The organism is Thauera sp. 63, from assembly GCF_000310165.2.
Classification (GTDB): Bacteria; Pseudomonadota; Gammaproteobacteria; order Burkholderiales; family Rhodocyclaceae; genus Thauera; species Thauera humireducens.
Genome location: NZ_AMXC01000004.1, coordinates 1 through 19,367, shown reverse-complemented (window position 1 = coordinate 19,367; position 19,367 = coordinate 1). Strand labels below are relative to the sequence as shown.

Genomic DNA, 19,367 nt, shown 5'->3' with positions numbered 1-19,367 from the left:
ACACGGACACGGGGCGGCCCCATGAAAGACCATCAACTTCGAGCACTGGTACATGTGGCGGAATCCAGCTCGATCCGTGCTGCCGCGCGGGAGATGAACCTGAGCCAGAGCGCCCTCACCAAGGCCTTGCGCGAGCTTGAGGAAGATGTCGGCGCACCGCTCCTGACCCGCAGCTACAAGGGCATCGAATTCACCGCCGCCGGTTCGGTGCTGCTCAGCCGCGCCCGGCTGGCCCTGTCGATCCTGGACAAGGCGGTGGAGGAAGTGCGCCAGCTGCATGGCGGCCCCGGGTCACGGGTGGTCATTGCCGTCACGCCCATGGTCGGGGCACTGGTGCTGCCACGGGTACTGCGCGAATACGAGCGCTTGCGGCCCGACACCGAGGTGCATCTCACCGAAGGGCTGCTGACCCAGGTGTTGCCCGATCTGATCGAGGGCAGACTCGACTTTGCGATTGCCGTCGCCGACCCTGCGGACCTGCCCTACGAGATCGCCTTTGAACCGCTGGGCCCCGCCGAAGCCGTGCTCGCCGGGCGCGTCGGCCACCCGCTGGCTGCTGCAAGGACCTGGGCCGAGCTGAGCGACGCGAAATGGGTGATCAACCTGAGTCCGGGCAGTCTCGGGCATGCCCTGCTCGCCTGGGTGAAGCTGCAGGGACTCGCCCCACCCCGGAACATGATCCGCTGCGCCTCGACAATGCTGATGCTCGAACTGATGCAGCGCACCGACTGCATCGGCATCGGTCCAGCCAAGCTGTTCGAGGACCGCCTCGTCGGTCACGGCATCGAGCGCATCAACGTCACACCCCTGCCGCCGCCGATGAGCTTCGGCCTGCTGCGGCTGCGTGGCGTGCCGCTGTCGAGTGCAGCGAAGCCCATGGCGACACTGTTCTCGCGCTACCTCGCGCCGTGACCCGGAACAGGCCCTGACGCCTGCGACGGCCGCGTCAGACGGCGTAGCGGCGCAGGCGCTGAGAAAACTCCTGCAACTGCTGGATGCCGCTCTGCTCTGCACGTGCGATCCAGTCGTGCAACTGGGCCAGCAATTGCTCGCGCGTCGCGTTCGAACGCGCCCAGATCGCCGCCAGCTCCTCGCGCATGGTCATCACGGTGCTCAGCGCTGCGCTCTCCTTGAGCACCACCTGCAACTGCTGCCGCTGCTCCTCGGCCAGACCACGGTCCTCGCCAGAGAGCACCCAGCGCTTCAGCGCACGGGCATCGAAGCGTACGCCGTGCGTGGATTTCAGGCGCTCGATCTCGTCGGCGCAGACGCGCTTCAGCGAGCGCATGTAGCGCGTCATCACGTCGTAGCGGTGGGTTACGATCGCCTGCAGGGTGTCGAAATCGGGCACGTGCTTGGCCTCGCCGAAGCGCGGCGTCGGAATCACCTTCTTCGCCTTCGCCAGCCCCAGCAGCTCGAGGATGCGGATGTACATCCAGCCGATGTCGAACTCGTACCACTTGGACGACAGCTTGGCCGAGGTGGCGAAGCTGTGATGATTGTTGTGCAGTTCCTCGCCGCCGATGAGGATGCCCCACGGCGAGACGTTGCGCGACGCGTCCACGCAGTCGTAGTTGCGATAACCCCAGTAGTGCCCGATGCCATTGATGACGCCGGCTGCCCAGAACGGGATCCACACCATCTGCACCGCCCAGATCGTCAGGCCCACCGCACCGAAGGCGATCAGGTCGATGATGAGCATGATCGACACACCCAGCACCGAGCGTCGATAGACATTGCGCTCCAGCCAGTCGTCCGGCGTGCCATGGCCGTAGCGCTGCAGCGTCTCCTGGTTCTTCGCCTCGGCGCGGTAGAGCTCGGCGCCTTCCCACAGCACCTTGCGGATGCCGCGCGTCTGCGGGCTGTGCGGATCCTCGGGCGTTTCGCACTTGGCGTGGTGCTTGCGGTGGATGGCCGCCCACTCCTTGGTGACCATGCCGGTGGTCAGCCACAGCCAGAAGCGGAAGAAGTGACTCGGGATGGGATGCAGTTCCAGTGCCCGATGTGCCTGATGTCGATGCAGGAAGATCGTCACCGAGGCGATGGTGATGTGGGTCAGGACCAGGGCCACGACGACGTAGCCCCACCAGGGAAGATCGAACAACCCGGTATACATGCGGATGAATATCCTTGAAAAACAGTGAGCTCGGCGATTCTACGTGAAGCGCGGAACGCCAGGCCGAGGGATTTCCCTTGTGCCGGCTGGCGATACCGCAAGGTCCAGTCGTCGCCTGGCGAGACGGTTTGCGGCAGTCGAACTCAGACCTGCCCGGGCGCCGCGCGTTCCGCAGCGGCCGATTCACGGCCTGAGCGGCAATGCGCTCACCGCGACTGCATCGCGACGGTGCTGCAGCCAGTTCTCGCGATACGCGCGTGCGACCTCGCAATGGTCGCGCAGGATCAGCACGTTCTCCGAGTTCCGGTTCTGTGCCGACCAGGTGAAGTTGAACGAACCCGTGACCACGGCGCAGCCCGGTCCGTCCGCATCGACGATCAGCACCTTGTTGTGGGCCGCGTTGTACTTGGTCTCCAGCGCCACCGGCACGCCCGCCGCCAGCAGGCGCGGCAGGGCATTGCCCTTCTCGCGCCGGTTCATGCGCTCGTCCGCCAGCACCTGCACGTCGACGCCGCGCCGATGCGCCTTGACCATCGCATCGGCGATGCGGCGGTTGGTGAAGGCATAGGCCTGCACGTGCAGGCTGCGCCGTGCCTGGCCGATCACGCCGACGAGCAGCGACTCGACATCGTCGCGCGGCGTGAAGGCAACCTCGACCTGCCCCCGGCCGGCGAAGCGTTGCGAGGCCTCGAGCGGCCAGGCCGCCGGCAGGGCCGCACACAGCGCGGCAATCAATGCAATCCGCCGCAGCCTGCCCCGGCTGCAGCGATCAGGCACCGGCAACCCGCTCCATCACCGCTGCGAAGAAGCCGTCCGTATCGTGGACATGAGGCAGCAGGCGCAGGCGCTCACCAGTCGCGAGCGTCACGCCCTGCTTGTCCAGCACCTCTTGCGCCGACACCGGGCGGAACGCCGGATGGGCGGCGAGGAAGGCATCGACCACCGCATCGTTTTCCTCCGCGAGCAGGCTGCAGGTCGCATACACGAGGCGACCGCCGGGACGCACGAGGCGCGCCGCGGCAGCGAGGATCGCACCCTGCTTGGCGACCATTTCATCGACCGCGGCGGGCGACTGGCGCCACTTCAGGTCCGGGTTGCGGCGCAGCGTGCCGAGGCCGGTGCACGGCGCATCGACCAGCACGCGGTCGGCCTTGCCGGCGAGGCGCTTCACCTTCGCGTCGTTCTCGTGCGCGATCAGCACCGGATGCACGTTCGACAGGCCGGCGCGTGCCATGCGCGGCTTGAGCTTGGCCAGGCGCTTCTCCGACACGTCGAAGGCGTACAGGCGGCCCGTCGAGCGCATCATCGCGCCCAGCTGCAGCGTCTTGCCGCCAGCGCCGGCGCAGAAATCCACCACCAGTTCGCCGCGCTTGGGCTGCACCAGCAGGCCGAGCAGCTGGCTACCCTCGTCCTGCACTTCGAAACTGCCGTCGAGGAAGAGCGGATGCTTCTGCAGCGCCGGCTTGCCCGCCAGGCGCACCGCCTGCGGTGACAGCGCGCCCGGCTCGGCCCCGATGAGATCCTCGCGCAGGCGCGCAAGCAGCGTGTCGCGGTCGATCTTGAGCACGTTGGCGCGCAGGTCGAGCGGCGCAGGCCGGTTGAGCCCCTGCGCCAGCGCCAGCACGCCCTCCTCGTCGAAACTGCGCAGCAGGCGCTCGGCCAGCCAGTCGGGCAGGTCGGCGCGCTCAGCCAGCGTCGCCTCGCCCAGGCTCACGGCCTTGAGCTTCTCGATCCACTCGCGCTCGGTCGCCGAGGCCAGCCCTTCGAAGTTGCGCATCGGCCAGCCTTCGCCGCGGGCGAACCAGGCCAGCAGCAGCTCGCGCGGCGTCGCCTTGTCGCCCGCGAGACGGCGCAGCCAGCGCAGCCGGCGCAGCACCGCGTAGACCGTTTCGGCGATGAAGCCGCGGTCACGATGGCCCAGTTCGCGGTTGTCGCGGAAATGCCGCGACAGCACTGCATCGGCTGGAAACTCGAAGGCGAGCACGGTGCCGAGGGCCTGGGTGGCCTGGATGAACAGGGCGCGCGAGACAGCGCCTTCGGGGGTCTTCTCGGTCTTCTCGGTCTTTTTCATATCGGTGTCAGTTCCTGTAGAGATCGGCCATCGGCTCGACCTCTTCCTTCAATTCGATCTGTTCGGTGAGCGCAACGCCGCCCACCTCGTCGCCTTCGGCGTTCTTCGTCGGCTCGCCCGCTGGCGTCAGACGCAACTGGATGGCCTGCTGGTCGAGCACCTCGCCCTCATCATCCGCGATGCGGATGCGCACCGGCAGCATGCCGTAGCGGCTGGCCAGCCAGATGTCGATGGTCAGGCTGCCATCCTCGGCCTGTGCGCGCAGCCGCAGCGTATCGAGCCGGCCGATGGGCAGGCGCAGCCCTTCCGGCCCCACCACCTCGAGCAAGGCCGGCTTGGCGCTCTTGTTGGTCAGCACCGTCAGCGTCGCCGGCAGACCGCCGGCGCCGACGATGCCGACCTGATGCCACAGGCTCAGCACATCCTGGTCGCCCGGCAGGATGCGCGCCGTGCGCGGCTCCCGGTTGCCTCGGCGGATGGTCGCCTGGCCGACGGCCCAGTCGAAATCCACCACATCCGATGCACGGCCGCGTTGTTCCACGGTGAAGCGCAGGGGGCGCAGGCCGCGGTCGCCCACCTCGCCTTCGCTGCGCTGCGTGTAATGGAAGCTGCGCATCAGCGCCGCCACGCCGGTGGTCTTCAGCTCGACACGCATGTCGTAGCGCCGGGTATCGTGCGACCACTGATGGGTCGCCTGCCCGACCTCGAAGCCCTTGTCGCCCATCATCACCCGATAGACGATGCGCCCCTCGCGCGGCCAGCCGTCCGCATCCGCCACGTCGAAGGCCGCACCGGCCAAGGGATCGAGTTGCGGCACGGGCGGCACCAGCTCGGCCGGCGTGGGCAGATCGGCCCTCGTGGGCGCTGCCTCGACCGCGGGCGCGGCCAGCGCCACCTGCACGGGTTCGGACTGCACCCTGGTCGCAGGCGCCGGACGACTCGCCGGCTTCGGCGCGGGCCTGGCTGCGGGCCTGGACTCGGGCTTCGGTGCCGGCGCCACGGGCGGCGGCGCGCTGGGCGCGGGCGCCTCGGCAAGCGCCACCGGCGGCACAACCGGAGGTGGAGGGGGCACGATCAGGCGCGCCTGCATGAATGGCTCGGGCAACTCGGGCTCGACCGTCGGCGACACGCTCAGCTCGGCCCCGCCCAGCAGCGCGACATGCGCCACCAGCGAAATGCCAAGCGCGGCCAGGCCGTAACGGTCGATCACCGCGCCCGCTCCTCAATCCAGCGCAGGCACGGTAAAGCCCATGGCGTGGTCGCCTTCGCCCGCAAGGTGAACACGCCCCTGCCCGTCCACACTCAAGCGACCATCGACGAACCAGCGCACGGCCTGTGGATAGATGCGGTGCTCCTGCGCCAGCACGCGCGCCGCCAGGCGCGCCTCATCGTCGCCGGGCAACACCGGCACCACCGCCTGGACGATGATCGGGCCGCAGTCGAGCGTCGCCGTCACGAAATGCACGGTCGCGCCATGCACGCGCACGCCAGCCTCCAGCGCGCGGCGGTGGGTGTGCAGGCCGGGAAAGGACGGCAGCAGCGAGGGATGGATGTTGATCAGGCGGCCTTCGTAGCGCCGCACGAAATCGTCGGTCAGCACACGCATGAAGCCGGCGAGCACGACCAGGTCGGGCCGGTAGCCGTCGATGCATCCGGCCAGCGCCTGGTCGAAGGCGGCACGATCGGCATAGGCCTTGTGATCGACCACGGCGGTCTCGATGCCGCGCTCGGCGGCAAACGCCAGCCCGCTGGCGTCGGGACGGTTGCTGATCACCGCGGCGATGCGCGCACCGGGAATGGCGGCGTCGACAATGGCCTGCATGTTGCTGCCGCGGCCGGAAACGAGAATGACGATGGACTTCATCTGGAAAATTCGACTGAAACGCCCGGGCACATTCAGTACACGGGCAGAAAAACCGCGGTGGTCAGGTTCTGGACAACGCGCGTCACCGTGCGTTCGGTCTCGTCCTCGACCACGTCGGACAGCGCATCGAGCAGGCCGACGATGCGGCCGAACTCCCGCTCGAAGCTGAGGTTGGACGATTCGCCGAGCTCGTTCGACAGCAACAGCGGCTGTCCCTGCCCATCACGGGCCGACGCCAGCTTCCAGGCTGCGATCTCGACGTTGCGGGCCGCATTGTAGAGGTGCTGAGGCTCGAGATCATCCAGAAGGTAAAAAACTTCGCGATCGCCGAAGGCCGACTGGACCATGCTCCCCAGCCCGACGATCAGCGCCTGGACACGGTCGCCGCGGAATTCGGGGTGCAGGGCGACGTGCAGCGCGTCGAGATCGCGCCGGTTGCCGAGCGATTCGAAACGCCAGCGGTGCTGTTCGTCGAAGATGCGCGAGATCGCCGCTTCGGCACTCGGCGCACCGGCCTTGCGCCATTCACGCGGATTGCGCTTGTAGAGCTTGTCGGCCAGGCGGCGCAGGCTGGCGAAGATGTGCTGCTGGTGCGTCTCGGCCACACGGTTGATGTCCGTCTTGATCAGCTGCCGCGGATCGAAACCCCGCTCGCGCGTCGCATTCGGCGCCGTGCCGGGGGCGGAGCAGCCGGCCAGCGCCACGCTGGTTGCCACGACCAGCCCGGCGCACCGCCACGCCAGGGCGTGGCGATCGACCTTCGACGCGAGTGAAGTCTTGCCCATGCGCATCATCCCCGCGGGTGCTGTGCCCGCATCATACCGGAAGCCCCCCGCCGCAAACGCAACAGGCCCGCAACGTATAATCGCGCCCTTCCCGACCGCTGCCTGCCGCCCATGTCCGTCATTCATCGCCTGTCCGACCTGCTGGTCAACCAGATCGCCGCCGGCGAGGTCGTCGAGCGCCCGGCCTCGGTACTCAAGGAAGTGCTGGAGAACGCGGTCGACGCCGGCTCGCGCGCCATCGAGGTGCAACTGGAGCAAGGCGGCGTGCGCCGCATCCGCGTCGCGGACGACGGCTGCGGCATCGAGCGCGACGACCTCGCGCTGGCGCTCGAACGCCACGCGACGAGCAAGATCGCCACGCTCGACGACCTCGAGCACGTTGGCACGATGGGTTTTCGCGGCGAGGCGCTGGCCGCCATCGCGGCGGTCGCGCGCACCTCGATCACCAGCCGCGCCGCCGGCGCCAGCCACGCCTGGCGCATCGACGGCAGCGACCGCAGCCTGGCACCGGCGGCACTGGACCAGGGCACGGTGGTCGACGTCGCCGACCTGTACTACAACACCCCGGCGCGGCGCAAGTTCCTCAAGACCGAAGGCACGGAGTACGCCCACTGCGACGACATGTTCCGCCGCGTGGCGCTGGCCCGCCCCGACATCGGCCTGCAGCTCTCGCACAACGGCCGCGTCATCCACCGCCTGCCGCCAGGCAGCCCGGCGGCGCGGGTCGCGGCCCTGATGGGCGACGACTTCCTGCAGCATGCGCGCGAGGTCTCGGCCGAGGGCGGCGTGCTGCGCCTCACCGGCTTCGCCTCGCTGCCGGCCTACTCGCGCGCCAGCCGGGATGCGCAGTTCTTCTTCGTCAATGGCCGCTTCGTGCGCGACAAGCTGCTGACCCATGCGGTGCGCGAGGCCTACACCGACATCCTGCATGGCAGCCGCCATCCGGCCTACGTGCTGTTCCTCGAGCTCGATCCGGCCGGCGTGGATGTGAACGTGCATCCGGCCAAGATCGAGGTGCGCTTCCGCGAGTCGCGCGCCGTGCACCAGTTCGTCTATCACGCCCTCAAGCGCGTGCTGGCCGAATCGGGCGCCGGGCGCATCGAGGCCGAACCCGCCGCCGCCCAACCCGCGGCAGGCGCGGGCTTCGGCATCGCCGCCAACACCGCCCGCTACCCCCTTGCCGGCGGGCACCCGAACGCGATGTCGCCCACCCCTCCCGGCACGCGCACCTGGGCTGGCATGCCCCCGCAGCAGGGCCAGCTCGCCATGGACTCGGCCAGCCGCGCCTACCTGGACTTTGCCGCCGGCGCGCAGGCTCCGCTCACCGGCGCCGCCCCCCCGATGGCCGCTGCCCGGCCGCTACCCGATGGCGACGGGGCACCGCCGCTCGGCTTCGCCCTTGCGCAACTGCACGGCGTCTACATCCTGGCGCAGAACCGTGCGGGTCTCGTGCTGGTGGACATGCACGCCGCGCACGAGCGCATCCTGTACGAGAAGCTCAAGACCGTGCTCGACGGCCGGCCTGCGGTGCAGCGCCTGCTGATCCCCGCGGTGTTTTCCGTCGGCCCCAAGGACATGGCGGCCGCAGAAGAATGTGCCGACGTGCTCGCCGGCATGGGCTTCGACGTGAGCGCGGCGGGGCCGGAGGAACTGGCGGTGCGCAGCGTGCCGGCCCTGCTTGCCAGCGCGCCGGTGGCCGAGCTGATGCGCAAGCTGCTCGAGGAACTGCGCGAATTCCCGGCGTCCGACGTGGTCACCGCGCGCCGCAACGAACTGCTCGCCACCATGGCCTGCCATGGCGCCGTGCGCGCCAACCGTCAGCTGACCCTTCCCGAAATGAACGCGCTGCTGCGCGACATGGAAGCCACCGAGCGCGCCGACCAGTGCAACCACGGCCGCCCGACCTGGACGCAGCTCACGATGGCCGACCTCGACCGCTTCTTCATGCGCGGCCAGTGATCTCGCCGCGCAGCCCGGGTCAGAGCTTGTAGATCAAGGCCCCGAGCACAACCAGCCCCACCGTTGCCCAGCCGAGGCGGTCCACGTAGATGCGCAGCATGCCCTCCATGCGCGCGCCGCCCCAGGCCATCAGGCCGGCGACGAGAAAGAAGCGCGCGCCGCGCCCGACGAAGGACGCGAGGGTGAACGGCAGCAGCGCCATCGACGCCACACCGGCCGCAATCGTGAAAACCTTGTAGGGGATCGGCGAGAAGCCGGCGATGAAGATCGCCCAGAAGCCCCAGGCGTCGAACCACGCCACCGCCTGTTCGTAGGCGCCCCAGTAGTTCGAGCCACGCAGCCAGGGCTCGATCGCGTCGAAGGCGAAATAGCCGATCAGGTAGCCGAACAGGCCGCCCGCCACCGAGGTCAGCGTCGTCAACAGCGCGAACCACCACGCCCGTCGCGGATTCGCCAGGCTCATCGGCGCCAGCATCACATCGGGTGGAATCGGAAAGAACGAGGACTCGGCGAAACTCATCCCGCCCAGAAACCAGGGCGCGCGCGGATGGCGCGACCAGCGCATTGCGCGCTCGTACAGCGGAGAGAAGATCTTCACGTCAGGGGTTTCCTGCAACATTCGAAATCGCGCCCCATCGGCGCGAGGGCGCAATGATACCCGTGCAGCCCGGCCTGCGATGCATTCCCTGCCTACATGCGAAACGGGTTGCGCAATGCCTGCGTAGTGCCCAGAATCGAGCGCTCGAGCCAATCGCCCGCTTTTTCGGGGCACTGCCGCGCCAGCCGCCATGCCGATCCGCCTCTTCAAGCCCTTTTCCCTACGACTGGTCCTGATCGTTCCCTACGTGGTGCTCGTCATCGGCCTGGCGATCGCCATCGGCATGCTGTCCTACTCGGCGGGCAGCCAGGCCGTCGCGACGGTATCCTCACACCTGCTGCTGGAGACCGTCGGGCGCATCGCGCAGGCGGTCGACCGCCACATCGTCGGCTCGAGCGCCGTCCTCGAAACGGCCTTCCCGACCGGCGTGCCGGCCCCCCCGTCCCTCGAATCCGACTTCCATGAGATCCGCAGCCGGTTCTGGGTCGCCACCACGCTGCACACCGACCCGAACAACTACGTCTATTTCGGCAACGAAGCCGGCCAGGGTCTCGGACTGTTCAGGCATACCGCCGACGAGGTCGAGTTGCGCATGAAGCTACGACCGGACGAGCACCGGGCGATCTACACCTTCACCGGCATCGACGGCCCGCTGCAGTTCCAGCGTCGCGAGGCCAATCTGTTCGACCCGCGCACGCGCCCCTGGTACGCCGACGGCAAGCGCAACAACGGCCACACCTGGACCTCGGTCTACATCGACTTCGGCACCCGCCAGCTCGTGGCCACGCGCGCGCGCCAGGTCCACACGGCCGCAGGCACCTTCGATGGCGTCGTCGCCACCGACGTCTCGCTGAAGGCCCTCAACGACTTCGTCGGACGCCTGAAGGTGTCCCCGAATGGCGTCGCCTTCATCATCGAACCGGACGGCAACCTCATCGCCTCGTCGGCCAGCCGCAACGTCGTCACCCTACCCGACGGCAGCAGCGGTCGCCTCAACGCCGGCCGCAGCGACCATGCCCTGCTAAAGGCCGCCTACGACACCGTGCAGGGGCGCATCGCCGCCCGCGACGACAAGGATCTGCCGCGGGTCTTCGACTTCCATGCGGCCGACGGCAGCCTCGTGCACGCGGCGTTCGACCGCATCCGCGACGAGGCCGGGCTCGACTGGGTCATGGTGGTCGCGATGCCCGCCAGCGACTTCCTCGGCGGCGTGCGCGAGAACGTCAGCCGCACCATCGTCCTTGCGACGCTGGCCGTGCTGTTCGCGATCTTCATCGGGCTCAGCATCCTGAGCTGGGTGTCGGACGACCTGCGCCGCCTGTCCGAGGCCGCCCGGCGCGTGGGCGACGGCGAACTCGACGCACCGGTCGGCATCGAGCGTCGCGACGAGATCGGCGCACTGGCCCGCAGCTTCGAGACCATGCAGAACCGGCTGCGCACCGACCGCCTGACCGGACTCGCCAACCGCGAGGCATTCATGGACCAGTTGCGCCGCCGCCTCGAGGCCGCACGCACGGATCGCCGCAAGCACGGCCTGGGCGTGCTGTTCATCGACCTCAACGGCTTCAAGGCGATCAATGACACCTACGGCCACGACGCCGGCGACCGCGCCTTGCAGGAGATCGGCCGGCGCCTGTCGCGCCAGGTGCGCGAAAACGATCTCGTCGCCCGCTACGCCGGGGACGAGTTCGTCATCCTCCTCGACCCGGTGGACGATCGCAGCGACCTGATGACCGTACGCAGCCACATCGAGCAAAGCCTGCGCGCGCCCCTGGAATCCATCGGCAGCCCCCAAAGTCCGGTGACGAGCGGCGGCGCGGTGGGCGCAGCCCTGTTCCCCGAGGACGGCGACGAGGCCGAGGGGCTGCTGAAGAACGCCGACCGTGCCATGTATGCGGACAAACATCATGGCAGCGGACAAGCTTGACGACCATACGCACCCTGGTTTGCTGCACGCCCGACAGTGCTCATGCGTCGGATGGACGGCTCACGGCACCTTGCGGATTCGCACGAACACCGGAAAGCGTGGCAATCCGCCGCCGGTGAGTTCGCGGTAGCGATAGGTCACCTCACTGCCGAACGGGGGCGGAGCACGCCGGTCCGCATCGCTCAGGCCGGAGCCGATACGAAAGCGCCGGCCGTCCGGCGTCTCCACCTCGAGCGCGCCCACCATGCCTGCGTACTTGCCGCGCCCGGGCAGATGCCCGACGACGCGGGCTTCTGCATCGAGGAAGGGTGTCAGCTTGAGCAAGGCCTCGCTGCGACCGTTCTCCCAGGGCGCATCGGCACGGTGCAGCATCAGCCCTTCGCCACCTGCCGCAAGGACCGCGTCGAGCGTTGCCGCGAGCGCGGCGGCATCGACCACGCGGAACTGCGGCACGACCTGCAGCCACGGCAGCCCGGCGCGCTCGACGATGCCGCGCAGGCGTGTCAGGCGTTCGTCGAAGCTCCCCGCGGCGCCCGGGGTATCGAACACCATGTAGCGCACCGAACGCCAGCCCGTCTCGTCCACCGCCTCGCGCCGCACGAGCCCCGACACGGCCTCGAAGCGTCCGCGCCCCAGCCACAGCTCGCCATCGAGCGGTACGTCAGGCAGGGCCGCGATGAACCAGCCCGGCGCCGGAATCGGCCGACCGCTGCGAAAACGCAGGCGCTGCCCGTCCCAGCAGGCGCGCACGCCGTCGAGCTTCTCACTGACCCAGTAAGCGGCCGGATCGAGCCCTTCGCGCCAGCGACCGGCGAGCATCGCAGCGGGCGGAACATCCTCGCTGGCGATGCCGCGACGCAGGGACAGGAGCCCTGCGCACAGGATGGCGCGCAACATGCGGCGACGCGCGGGAGAGCGTTGAAGGCGCTTCATTCAGGGCGTGTGCGGTGGCAACAGAGCGCGCATGGTAATCCATTTTGCATATCCGCATAGACTTCTGTGGCAGATCCGTCTGCCCGCCCCCGCCCCTTTCTGCACTGGAAAGCGGATAATCCGCGGCGCCTGCAATGAACACCCGAGCCGTGACCGACACCCTGCCCTCCCTGCCTCCCGCCCTGCTGCTGATGGGCCCCACCGCCAGCGGCAAGACCGCGTGCGCGCTGGCACTTGCCCGGGCGCTGCCGATCGAGATCATCAGCGTCGACTCCGCGCTCGTGTATCGCGACATGGACATCGGCACGGCCAAACCGAGCGCCGAGGAACGGGCGAGCTGCCCGCACCACCTGATCGACATCGTGTCGCCGGAAGAGGCCTACTCGGCGGCACGCTTTCGTGCCGATGCATCACGCCTGATGGCCGAGATCACCGCCCGCGGCCACATTCCGCTGCTGGCCGGCGGCACCATGCTGTACTTCAAGGCCCTGCGCGACGGGTTGTCGGACCTGCCGCCCGCCGACGCCGAGTTGCGTCGCGCCATCGACGAGGACGCCGCCGCGCGCGGCTGGCCGGCGCTGCACGCCGAACTCGCCCGGCTCGACCCCGACGCCGCCGCACGCCTCGAGCCCGCCGACGCCCAGCGCATCCAGCGCGCGCTCGAAATCGTGCGCTTCACCGGCCGGCCCCTGGCCGAGAGCTACGCCCGCAAGGAAGACGACGCACTGCCCTGCCGCCTGCTGCCGATCGCGATTGCGCCCGCCGATCGCGGCGTACTGCACGCGCGTATCGCCGAACGCTTCGACGCCATGCTGCACGCCGGCTTCATCGACGAAGTCCGCCAGTTGCGCCGCAACTACGGCCTGACACCGGACATGCCCTCGATGCGCTGTGTCGGCTACCGTCAGGCCTGGGAATACCTCGACGGCGACATCGGCTACGACGAACTGCGCTTCAAGGGCATTGCCGCCACGCGCCAGCTCGCCAAGCGCCAGCTCACCTGGCAACGGCAGTTCCGCGAGACCTGGCCGGGCTTCGTCGAACTCGACTGCCTGCGCCCCGATCTCGCCGACGCGGTCGGTCGCGCAGCGCTCAGCGTGCTGGGCCGATAGGCGCCCGCCCCTCTACACATCACCCGCAAGGAATCACGCACATGGACCAGCAGATCATCGACGACATCAACCAGTGGCTGGACGAAGTCGTCATCGGCCTCAACCTCTGTCCCTTCGCCGCCAAGCCGCGGCGCGAGAGGCGGGTACGCATCGCCATTAGCCATGCGACCGACGAGGAAACGCTGCTCAACGACCTGCAGGCCGAACTCGAGCGGCTGTCCGACACGCCGGTCGATGAGCTGGAAACAACCCTGCTGGCGATCCCCGACATGCTCGAGAACTTCGAGGACTACAACGACTTCCTCGACGCGGTCGACCTGTGGGTGGAGCAGTTCGGCTGGGAAGGCGAGCTGCAGGTGGCCAGCTTCCATCCGCAGTACCAGTTCGCCGACACCGAAGCCGATGAGCCGGGCAACCTGACCAACCGCTCACCGTGGCCGCTGCTGCACATCATCCGCGAGGAGAGCCTCGAACAGGCGATCGAACACTACCCGGACGTCGAGGGCATCCCCGAGCGCAACATCAAGCGCATGGAGGCGCTGACCGGGGATGAGAAGCGCAAGCTCTTCCCCTACCTGTTCGGCTGAATCGGGGGCCGGCGCGTTCAGGCGCCCGCGCCCTCCACCTTCACCGCCGGCTCGACCGCCTCGCGCTCCCGGCGGGCCAGCAGCGAATACACCGTCGGCACCACGAACAGCGTGAAGAAGGTCCCGAGCAGCAGGCCGCCCACGATCACCCAGCCGATCTGCTGCCGGCTCTCGGCGCCCGCGCCGGTGGCCAGCGCCAGCGGCACCGAGCCCAGCACCATGGCGCCGGTCGTCATCAGAATCGGCCGCAGGCGCAGCACCGAAGCCTCGATCACCGCCTCCAGCAGCTCGCGCCCCTGCTCGCGCAGCTGGTTGGCAAACTCCACGATCAGGATGCCGTGCTTGGTGATCAGGCCGACCAGTGTCACCAGGCCGATCTGGCTGTAGACGTTGAGGGTGCCGCCGGTCAGCCACAGGGCACCGAGCGCGCCGGTCATCGACAGCGGCACCGTCAGCATGATGATGAAGGGGTCGCGGAAGCTCTCGAACTGCGCCGCCAGCACCAGGTAGATGAAGGCCAGCGCCAGCACGAACACCAGCACCAGGCTTGCCGAGCTGGTACGGAACTCGCGCGACTGGCCGTCGTAGTCGGTCGCGTAGCCTGGGGGCAGGATGCGCGCCGCGGTCTGGTCCATCCACTGCAGGGCTTCGCCCAGCGCGTAGTTGGGCGCAAGGTTGGCCGAGATCGTCACGGAGCGGCGCTGGCCGAAGTGGTTCAGCTCGCGCGGCGCCACCGCCTCGCTCACCTTCACCACGTTGGCCAGCGGCACCATCTCGCCGTTGCGGGCGCGCACGAAGATGTCGCGGATGTCGCGCGGATCGGCCCGGCTGGCGGCGGCGACCTGCACGATCACGTCGTACTGCTCGGCGTCCTGCTTGTAGCGCGTGACCTGGCGGCCGCCGAGCATGGTCTCGAGCGTGCGGCCGATGACGTCGACCGGCACACCGAGGTCGGCCGCGCGGTCGCGATCGACCTCGACGGAGAGTTCCGGCAGGGTCAGCTTGAGGTCGGTGTCGGGCGAGATGAAGCCCGGGTTGTTGCGCATTTCCTCGAGGATCATCTCGGTGTAGCGCGCCAGTTCGTCGTAGGACTCCGAGGTCGACACCACGAAGCTCAATGGCCGCGAGCGCGGGCTCTGACCGAAGGCCGCCGGCATCACCGGGAAGGCGTTGACGCCCGGAATCGCCCTCAGCTTCGGCCCGAGCTCGCCCGCGATCTGCGCCGCGCCGCGCTCGCGCTCTGCCCAATCGGTGAAGCCGACGAAGGAGATCCCCTGCGACACCGTCGGGTTGCCGGCGATGACCAGATACCGGTCCACCTCGGGCAGGCTGGCATAGACTTCCTCGATCTCGCGCGCATAGCGCCCCATGTAGTCGATGGTTGCCCCTTCCGGGCCGCTGAAGATGCCGATCACGCGGCCGCGGTCCTCCTGCGGCGCAAGTTCGGTCTTCAACTGCCCCATCAGCAGCACCGACGACCCGGCCACGAGCGCGAACACCAGCATCACCAGCCAGCGTGCCTTGAGCGATGCGGCCAGCACGCCGCGGTAGCCCTCGGTCATCCAGTCCAGGAAGCGCTCGATGCCGTTGTAGATCGGGCCGTGCTTGGGCTCGTGGCGCAGCAGCTTCGAGCACATCATCGGCGACAGCGTCAGCGCCACGAAGCCGGACACGATCACCGCACCGGCCAGCGTCAGCGCGAACTCGGTGAACAGCTTGCCGGTGCGTCCAGTCATGAAGGCCACCGGCGCATACACTGCCGCCAGCGTGATCGTCATCGCCACCACCGCAAAGCCGATCTCCTTGGCCCCCTTGAAGGCCGCGGCCACCGGCTCCATGCCCTCCTCGATGTGGCGGTAGATGTTCTCCAGCACCACGATCGCGTCATCGACCACCAGGCCGATCGCCAGCACCAGGGCCAGCAGCGTCAGCGTGTTGATCGAGAAGCCGAACGCGAACATCAGCGTGAACGCGCCCACCAGCGACACCGGGATCGTCACCAGCGGCACCAGCATCGCCCGCCAGTTGCGCAGGAAGAACAGGCACACGCCCGCCACCAGCAGCACCGCTTCCCAGATCGTGGCGAACACCGCGTCGATGGAGCGCTCGATGAACACCGTGGAGTCGTTGGCGATGGTCATCGACATGCCCTCGGGCAACTCGCTCTCGAGCCGCGGCAACATCTCGTCGAGCCCGCGCTTGAGGTCCAGCGGGTTCGCGGTTGCCTGCTTGATGAGACCGATCGAGATGGAGGGCCTGCCCATGAAGCGCACCGACGTGCGCTCGTTCTCGGGCGCCACCTCGACGCGGCCGATGTCGCGGATGCGCACCGGATAGTCGGCGGCGTTGGCCGGCTGACGCACCACCACGGCCTCGAATTCGTCCACCTGGGCCAGATCGGTGCGTGCCACCACCGCGAATTCGCGCTGACTGCTTTCGATGCGGCCAGCGGGCAGCTCGACGTTCTGGCCGCGGATCGCGTTCTCGATCTCCTGCACGGTAAGGCCGAAAGCCGCCAAGCGGTCGCGGTCGAGCCAGATCCGCATCGAATAGCGACGCTCGCCGAACACCCGCGCATCGGCCGCGCCCGGCAGGGTCTGCAGCCTGGGCTTGATGATGCGGCTGGCGAAATCGCTCATCTCCAGTGGCGAATGGCGGTCGGACGAGAAGGCGACCCAGATGATCGGGTTGGCGTCGGCCTCGACCTTGGCGATCACCGGTTCGTCCACGTCATCCGGCAGCCGGCGCCGCACGCGCGACACCCGGTCGCGCACGTCGGCCGCAGCACTGTCGGCGTCGCGCTCGACCCGGAAGCGGATGGTGATCTGGCTGCGCTCGGAGCGGCTGATCGAGGACAGCACGTCCACGCCCTCGATGCCGGCCAGCGAATCCTCCAGCGGCTTCGTCACCTGCGACTCGATGATCTCGGCGCTGGCGCCGGTATAGGTGGTATCGACGGTCACCACCGGCTCGTCGATGTTGGGATACTCGCGCACCGTCAGCCGCGAGTAGGACATCAGCCCCACCAGCAGCACGAGCAGTGACAGCACGGTGGCGAACACCGGGCGCTTGATGCAGATTTCGGAGATGACCATCTTCGCGGTTTCCTGTGGCCCGTGACTGTGACCCGTGACCCGGCGCTCAGCGCGCCGCCGCGGTGTTCTGCAGTGCCTGCAGCACCTTCACCGGCGCACCGTCGCGCAGCTTGAGCTGGCCGGCCGTCACCACCTGTTCGCCCGCGGCAAGCCCGCTGGCGATCTCGACCACCGCCTCGCGCCGCACGCCGGTCGTCACGTTCACCCGCTCCGCCCTGCCGTCCGCCACGCGGTAAACAAACTGCACGTTGCCCGGCGCAGGCACCAGCGCCGCCTCGGGCACCACCAACACATCGGACCGCTCGGCGAGGATCAGGCGTACGCGGGCGAACACGCCCGGCCGCAAGCGGCCGTCGGGATTGGGCAGGCTGGCGCGCAGGCGTACCGCACGGCCCTGTGCATCCACCAGCGGGTCGATCGCATCGACGCGCGCGGCGAAGGTCTCCCCCGGCAGCACGTCGCTGGCCAGTTCGAGCGACTGCCCCGGCTTCACACGGTCGAGGTACAGCTCGGGCAGGCGGAAATCGACCTTCAGCGTGGCGATGTCCTCCAGGTTGATCAGCGCATCGCCGTCCTTCACGTAGTCGCCCGGACTCACGCTGCGGATGCCGACCACACCGGCAAAGGGCGCGCGGATCTGCGTGCGCTCCAGCCGCGCCTGCGCCAGCGCCACGCCGGCCCGCGCCAGCTCCAGTTCGGCGCGGGCGTTGTCGCGACTGCTCTGGCTGACGAACTTGCGCGCGAACAGGTCTTCCGTGCGGCGGAAATTGGCTTCGGCCAGCGTCAGGTTGGCACGCGCCTGCTGCAGCTCGGCGCGCTGTACGGCGGCATCCAGCTCCACCAGGACTTCGCCGCGCTTCACCGCGTCGCCGTCGCGAAATGCGATGCGCGAGATTCGCCCCGCCACCTCGGGTCGCAGCACCACCGACTCGTTGGACACCAAGGAGCCCACCGCCGTCACATCGTCCGCCATCGCGCGCGCGGCCACGAGCGCCACCTCCACCGGAACCGGGGCATTCTGGCCACCGCCCGCGCCCGCCTGCTGCGGCGCACCTGCCGACTGGGACACCCCATTGCGGCTACCAGGCTGGTTGGCATACCAGGCAAACGCCGCCAGACCGGCAAGGCCAACGACACACAGGGCGACAACAAGGGGACGACGAGAGGACATGGCGATCCGTTTGGGCTACGAAAGGGAAACCCCGCGATTGTCACACAGGGTGGCGGGACGGCGCTGAGGGCTGACAGCGCATGCGGGCCGCGAGTTCATCAAGCGGCGATAATCGGATTCGGTGCGAGGGATTTCAGCGCCCTTCCTCTCAGCGCAGCTGCTCGCCCAGCCGGTTCAATTCGGCGTCGCGCAGATGCGTCAGCAGCGCACTGCCATCGGGCGCGACACGGAACTCGCCCCAGCGCGCCGCCTCGTAGCGGTCTGCCGTGCCCTCCTGGAAGAAGAAGGCATTCGGTCCGATCGTCGGGCGCCCGTCCCGCTGCCGGATGCGCATCGCCACGACCTCTCCGGCGGGCGGCGTGTCGGACACGCCCGTCAGTCGTGCACGATCCTGCGCGTCGAGCGCCAGCACCGCATAGCGCGCCGGCGGCGACGGTCGTGTCCCGTCCCGCGCAGGCAACTCATTGTCGATCGCAAAGCGCAGCGCCATGTAGTCGCCCTGCATCAGCGAGCGCGGATCGACCGGCGCGAGCTGCAGCAGCACGACCTGCCCGTGCGTCAGCGTCTGTTCCCTGTCGTGGATTGCCTTCAACGCCACCCCCAGCACCAGCGCGAGCGCCGCGAGGATGGCCGCACGAACGTAGCTCGCCGACTTCATGACTCGTCTCCCGGATTCAAGCGACGCAATCCGCCGCGCACGGCCAGCAGGACCGCACCGCCCAGCGCCAGCAGGCCCGACTTGTGCAGCAGGCTGACATCCAGCAGGTAGTAGAACTCGCCCACGTACAGCACCGCCGCCAGCAGCGCGAACGCGGCAAGCGTGCGCTGGCTGGCCTGGAATGCGGCAAGGAAGACGGTCGCGGCCACGATCAGCCCCGGCGCGGCATGGAACACCAGCCCCCACAACAGCGCCACCACCACGCCCGTCACGCGCGCGCGTTGTGACGCGCCCCGCAACAGATACGCGCCCAGGGCGACCAGCACCAGCCCGGCACCCGGCGCCAGCCAGGCCATGCCGCCGGCAAAGCCCGCATGGCCGACGAAGGCCGCCGCCCAGGCATCGCCCCGCGCCAGCCTCAGGATGGCCGGCAGGGCCAGCGCCGCCACGCCGGCCGCCAGCGTCAGCGCACCCAGCAGCCCGCCGCGCGG

At 68.8% G+C, this 19,367-nt stretch carries 17 protein-coding genes; 5 read left to right on the top strand and 12 right to left on the bottom strand.

Translation table 11 applies throughout. The features are described from left to right. Positions 1 to 21 precede the first annotated feature (21 nt). Entirely contained in the window at positions 22 to 912 is an 891-nt protein-coding gene (locus tag C664_RS05090) for a LysR substrate-binding domain-containing protein (protein WP_038011011.1), read from the top strand. A gap of 34 nt (positions 913 to 946) precedes the next feature. On the opposite strand, the gene C664_RS05085 is transcribed toward C664_RS05090, so the two are convergent. The 6 genes from C664_RS05085 to C664_RS05060 all read right to left on the bottom strand — a co-directional run bounded on the left by C664_RS05085 (position 947) and on the right by C664_RS05060 (position 6,845). Beyond that, the gene (locus C664_RS05085; RefSeq protein ID WP_004254304.1) at positions 947 to 2,116 is read right to left on the bottom strand and encodes a DesA family fatty acid desaturase; all 1,170 of its coding nucleotides are present in this window, start codon (positions 2,114 to 2,116) and stop codon (positions 947 to 949) included. Positions 2,117 to 2,299: 183 nt separating this feature from the next. After that, a complete protein-coding gene (locus tag C664_RS05080) occupies positions 2,300 to 2,893 on the bottom strand; it encodes a phospholipase D family nuclease (protein WP_157353970.1) in 594 nt (197 codons plus the stop codon). After that, positions 2,886 to 4,187, bottom strand: a complete 1,302-nt coding sequence (locus C664_RS05075; protein WP_004254298.1) for an RsmB/NOP family class I SAM-dependent RNA methyltransferase — start codon at positions 4,185 to 4,187, stop codon at positions 2,886 to 2,888. The genes C664_RS05080 and C664_RS05075 overlap by 8 nt, the downstream gene beginning before the upstream one ends. A gap of 7 nt (positions 4,188 to 4,194) precedes the next feature. Then, positions 4,195 to 5,397 (bottom strand): DUF3108 domain-containing protein, encoded by a 1,203-nt coding sequence (locus C664_RS05070; RefSeq protein WP_004254295.1) that lies wholly within the window; start codon positions 5,395 to 5,397, stop codon positions 4,195 to 4,197. 12 nt (positions 5,398 to 5,409) lie between these two features. Continuing rightward, positions 5,410 to 6,051 carry a phosphoribosylglycinamide formyltransferase gene (gene purN / locus C664_RS05065; RefSeq protein ID WP_004254293.1) on the bottom strand — a complete coding sequence of 214 codons (642 nt, stop codon included), beginning with the start codon at positions 6,049 to 6,051 and terminating at the stop codon, positions 5,410 to 5,412. Positions 6,052 to 6,083: 32 nt separating this feature from the next. Next, positions 6,084 to 6,845 (bottom strand): hypothetical protein, encoded by a 762-nt coding sequence (locus C664_RS05060; protein ID WP_004254289.1) that lies wholly within the window; start codon positions 6,843 to 6,845, stop codon positions 6,084 to 6,086. Positions 6,846 to 6,947: 102 nt separating this feature from the next. Here C664_RS05060 and mutL point away from each other — a divergent pair, with 102 nt between their 5' ends. Further along, positions 6,948 to 8,795 (top strand): DNA mismatch repair endonuclease MutL, encoded by a 1,848-nt coding sequence (gene mutL, locus C664_RS05055; RefSeq protein ID WP_004254287.1) that lies wholly within the window; start codon positions 6,948 to 6,950, stop codon positions 8,793 to 8,795. Between the two features lie 19 nt (positions 8,796 to 8,814). Here mutL and C664_RS05050 read toward each other — a convergent pair whose 3' ends face one another. Beyond that, positions 8,815 to 9,393, bottom strand: coding sequence for a YqaA family protein (locus C664_RS05050; RefSeq protein ID WP_004254283.1), 579 nt, complete (start codon positions 9,391 to 9,393; stop codon positions 8,815 to 8,817). 190 nt (positions 9,394 to 9,583) lie between these two features. Between C664_RS05050 and C664_RS05045 the strand changes: the two genes are divergently transcribed. Next, the gene (locus C664_RS05045) at positions 9,584 to 11,320 is read left to right on the top strand and encodes a sensor domain-containing diguanylate cyclase (protein WP_004254278.1); all 1,737 of its coding nucleotides are present in this window, start codon (positions 9,584 to 9,586) and stop codon (positions 11,318 to 11,320) included. A gap of 60 nt (positions 11,321 to 11,380) precedes the next feature. Here C664_RS05045 and C664_RS05040 read toward each other — a convergent pair whose 3' ends face one another. Then, positions 11,381 to 12,217, bottom strand: coding sequence for a DNA ligase (locus C664_RS05040; protein WP_004254273.1), 837 nt, complete (start codon positions 12,215 to 12,217; stop codon positions 11,381 to 11,383). Between the two features lie 170 nt (positions 12,218 to 12,387). Between C664_RS05040 and miaA the strand changes: the two genes are divergently transcribed. Both miaA and C664_RS05030 read left to right on the top strand, forming a co-directional pair. After that, positions 12,388 to 13,365 carry a tRNA (adenosine(37)-N6)-dimethylallyltransferase MiaA gene (miaA, locus tag C664_RS05035; RefSeq protein ID WP_004254269.1) on the top strand — a complete coding sequence of 326 codons (978 nt, stop codon included), beginning with the start codon at positions 12,388 to 12,390 and terminating at the stop codon, positions 13,363 to 13,365. Positions 13,366 to 13,406: 41 nt separating this feature from the next. Then, positions 13,407 to 13,952, top strand: coding sequence for a DUF1415 domain-containing protein (locus C664_RS05030; RefSeq protein WP_004254267.1), 546 nt, complete (start codon positions 13,407 to 13,409; stop codon positions 13,950 to 13,952). 17 nt (positions 13,953 to 13,969) lie between these two features. On the opposite strand, the gene C664_RS05025 is transcribed toward C664_RS05030, so the two are convergent. From C664_RS05025 to C664_RS05010, 4 genes are all read right to left on the bottom strand, one after another. Then, entirely contained in the window at positions 13,970 to 17,047 is a 3,078-nt protein-coding gene (locus C664_RS05025) for an efflux RND transporter permease subunit (protein WP_004254265.1), read from the bottom strand. A 46-nt stretch (positions 17,048 to 17,093) separates the two neighbouring features. Beyond that, entirely contained in the window at positions 17,094 to 18,218 is a 1,125-nt protein-coding gene (locus tag C664_RS05020) for an efflux RND transporter periplasmic adaptor subunit (protein WP_038011005.1), read from the bottom strand. A 148-nt stretch (positions 18,219 to 18,366) separates the two neighbouring features. Next, positions 18,367 to 18,876 (bottom strand): GDYXXLXY domain-containing protein, encoded by a 510-nt coding sequence (locus C664_RS05015; protein ID WP_004254260.1) that lies wholly within the window; start codon positions 18,874 to 18,876, stop codon positions 18,367 to 18,369. Then, positions 18,873 to 19,367, bottom strand: a 495-nt coding sequence (locus C664_RS05010; RefSeq protein WP_004254256.1) for a DUF4401 domain-containing protein, incomplete at its 5' end; no start/stop codon positions are given. The genes C664_RS05015 and C664_RS05010, both read right to left, overlap by 4 nt.